The following is a 2744-nucleotide window of genomic DNA, read 5'->3' as shown; positions in this document are numbered from 1 at the left end:
TCGCTCATAAAAGTTTAAAAAAATTAACGTTGACGTTTGTCGCTTTGTTCAATTTTCAAAGTTCAACCGTCGCTTAGAAGCGACTTTTTTATATTAACAAGTTGAAAGTAACTTGTCAATACTTTTTTACTTTTTATTATCGCTCACTTGCGACATTTAATAATTTAACAGATATAAATAAAAAGGTCAACACTTTTTCGAAACTTTTTTATCAACTTTGTTTCCGGCTAATGATTAGTTAACTTGTACGCATTAATAATCGTCTTAGTAATACCTGTCTTTCTTTAATAACACGAGCAATAAACGGGTTAGATTCATATGTATGAGTCTGTATAGATAAATCTTTTAATTCTTTTAATAAAATAGTTTGCAGCTCTACTATTTCTTGTTCATTCAAAGATAACCTTCTCACGTATAACACCTTTTCTTGTTTATTCTAACCATCGCTGGCAACTTTATATCATCTTTTATAAGAACCGATGATTATTTGTTATTTATCTTTCACACTTTGCATAGAAATTAGACAAGTACTACTTAATTAAATGAGGTGAAAACGTGAATGGATTTTATACAATAAAAGCTAAACGCTTAAAACAAACCATGATTATTATTTTATCAGCTTTGTTTACAAGCTTCTTCCTTTATGCTCAACATATGTTTGACTATCCCGTTTTCTCAACGGACGATGGACCACGGGCTGTTTATAAGGCTGAAGAAAAAGATTTAGAGGTAGCCTTAACTTTTAATATCAGCTGGGGAGACGAACGTGCTGTTCCTATTTTGGATGAACTTAAAAAACAAAAGATCAATCAAGCCACGTTCTTTTTATCTGCTTCCTGGGCAGAACGTCATCCAGATGTTGTTGAAAGAATTAAAAAGGAAGGCCATGAAATTGGAACCATGGGATATGATTATAACTCCTATACTTCTATGGAGCTAAACGAAATTAGGCAAGATTTAGCGAAATCACAGAAAGTTTTTACCTCTTTAGGTATTAAGGAAGTAAAACTTTTGCGTCCACCTAACGGACATTTTAATAAAGATATTCTAAAACTTGCAAATAAGATGGGGTATACAATTATTCACTGGAGCATTGACTCAAAAGATTGGACAAATCCAGGTGTTAAAGAAATTGTATCAAATACAACTAAACCATTACATGGTGGAGACATTGTATTACTGCATGCGTCCGATTCAGCTCAGCAAACTGCAGAAGCACTCCCTTATATCCAGCACTCTTTACAGTCTAAAAAAATATCAAACGTGACAGTCTCTACTCTTATTTCTAATACAAAAAGTGATATTCAAGATGTTAAATAAAAAACAACCGGGGGCTATTAGCCGCTGGTTGTTTTCACTACTTTTGTGTTTGCTGTTAATTTAGGTAAGATCAAAAGCTGATATGTATTACAAATTAACAAAGGAAATAGCATTAAATACAGCCAGCTTTCTTCATTGGTACGAAGTGCAGGAAACCATTCCACTGTCGTAATTACAACAATAAAGAATAGAGCCGGCACAAAAGCCTCTTTTTTCGTGCTTTTAGCCTTTAGGTATGCTACCACTAAGCCGTACACCAAAACAAAAATACTAATTAAAAGGTAACTCAGCATAGATTCTCCCTCTTCAGCAAAAAAGCGATAGCGAAAATAAACTAAATCAAATAGTACAAAAATAATTAACACCAATTGTACGCTTGACCATAAGGATAATGAACGAAAAATCCCAATCCCAAATCGATGAATCGTTAAATATGCAAAAAAACCCATCTGACTAATAAGGCTAAAGATAAAGCCTACACCGATTAGCCACGTTAAAATTGATAAGATCTCTGCTACTTCTCCACCAGCAAATAACTCTTTGTACTCATTCCATCTCACCGCAAAACCAACGATAGATGTGCTAAGCCCACCTACTATTAAGGTTGATAAAAAAAGTCGAACCCAATTGCGACTATTCAAGCTCATCCCCCCATAAAACCGTTAAGTAATCCCTTTCATAAATTGTACCAATCGTTTTTTAAAAAATCTAGAGGTGAGCAATGAATAAAAAATGCTCATTATCTCATATTAAGCGTAAGCGTATGTTGAAAGGAGCCCATCATCCATGAAAAAGCTACTCTTGCTCCTCTCTTATGTAGGGATATGCATGTTTTCATTAACTGCCTGTGCCCCTCAAGACGAGGAAAGTAACGGGATGGATTACGATCAAACAAAGAAAATGGTTGTTGATATTTTAAAGACTGATGAAGGAAAGAAAGCCATTGAAGCTATTATGGATGATCCTACACTTCGAGAGAACCTCGTGATGGATCAAGCAATGGTTAAAGAAACAATTTCTGAAACGTTGACTTCAGATACTGGCATTGAATTTTGGAAAAAAGCCATGAAAGATCCAAAATTCGCTGAGAGCTTTGCTAAAAGTATGGAAGCAGAGCATGAACGAGTATTAAAGCAGCTTATGAAGGATCCTGATTACCAAGCCATGCTACAGGACATTTTAAAAGACCCAGCAATGGAAAAAGAACTGTTAACCGTACTTAAGAGTAAAGAATACCGCACTCATTTACAGAAAATAATGAATGAAACATTCGAAAGTCCTCTTTACCAATCAAAAATTCAGGATATCTTATTAAAAGCTGCTGCAGAAAATTCTGAACAACAAGGTCAAAAAGGTGAAAATAGTGACGAAGGCTCTTCTGAAGAAGCATCCGTTGACGCTGAAGAACAAGAACAAGATTAAAA

General features: G+C 34.6%; 4 protein-coding genes. 2 read left to right on the top strand and 2 right to left on the bottom strand.

Annotated features, from left to right (window positions below):
- Positions 1-238: 238 nt before the first annotated feature.
- Positions 239-412 carry a hypothetical protein gene (locus BFL01S_RS20620; protein WP_153301109.1) on the bottom strand — a complete coding sequence of 58 codons (174 nt, stop codon included), beginning with the start codon at positions 410-412 and terminating at the stop codon, positions 239-241.
- 143 nt (positions 413-555) lie between these two features.
- Here BFL01S_RS20620 and pdaB point away from each other — a divergent pair, with 143 nt between their 5' ends.
- On the top strand, positions 556-1320 hold the full coding sequence (gene pdaB, locus BFL01S_RS19320) for a polysaccharide deacetylase family sporulation protein PdaB (protein WP_061786688.1): 765 nt from the start codon (positions 556-558) through the stop codon (positions 1318-1320).
- A 17-nt stretch (positions 1321-1337) separates the two neighbouring features.
- Here pdaB and BFL01S_RS19315 read toward each other — a convergent pair whose 3' ends face one another.
- Positions 1338-1961, bottom strand: a complete 624-nt coding sequence (locus tag BFL01S_RS19315; RefSeq protein ID WP_025909762.1) for a KinB-signaling pathway activation protein — start codon at positions 1959-1961, stop codon at positions 1338-1340.
- 145 nt (positions 1962-2106) lie between these two features.
- Between BFL01S_RS19315 and gerD the strand changes: the two genes are divergently transcribed.
- A complete protein-coding gene (gerD, locus tag BFL01S_RS19310; protein ID WP_061786687.1) occupies positions 2107-2742 on the top strand; it encodes a spore germination lipoprotein GerD in 636 nt (211 codons plus the stop codon).
- Positions 2743-2744 lie beyond the last annotated feature (2 nt).

Origin of the sequence: Priestia flexa NBRC 15715, assembly GCF_001591565.1 — a bacterium.
In the GTDB taxonomy this organism is placed as follows: Bacteria; Bacillota; Bacilli; order Bacillales; family Bacillaceae_H; genus Priestia; species Priestia flexa.
Note: the sequence above shows the minus strand (reverse complement) of the source record. Positions and strands in the feature narration are given on the sequence as shown.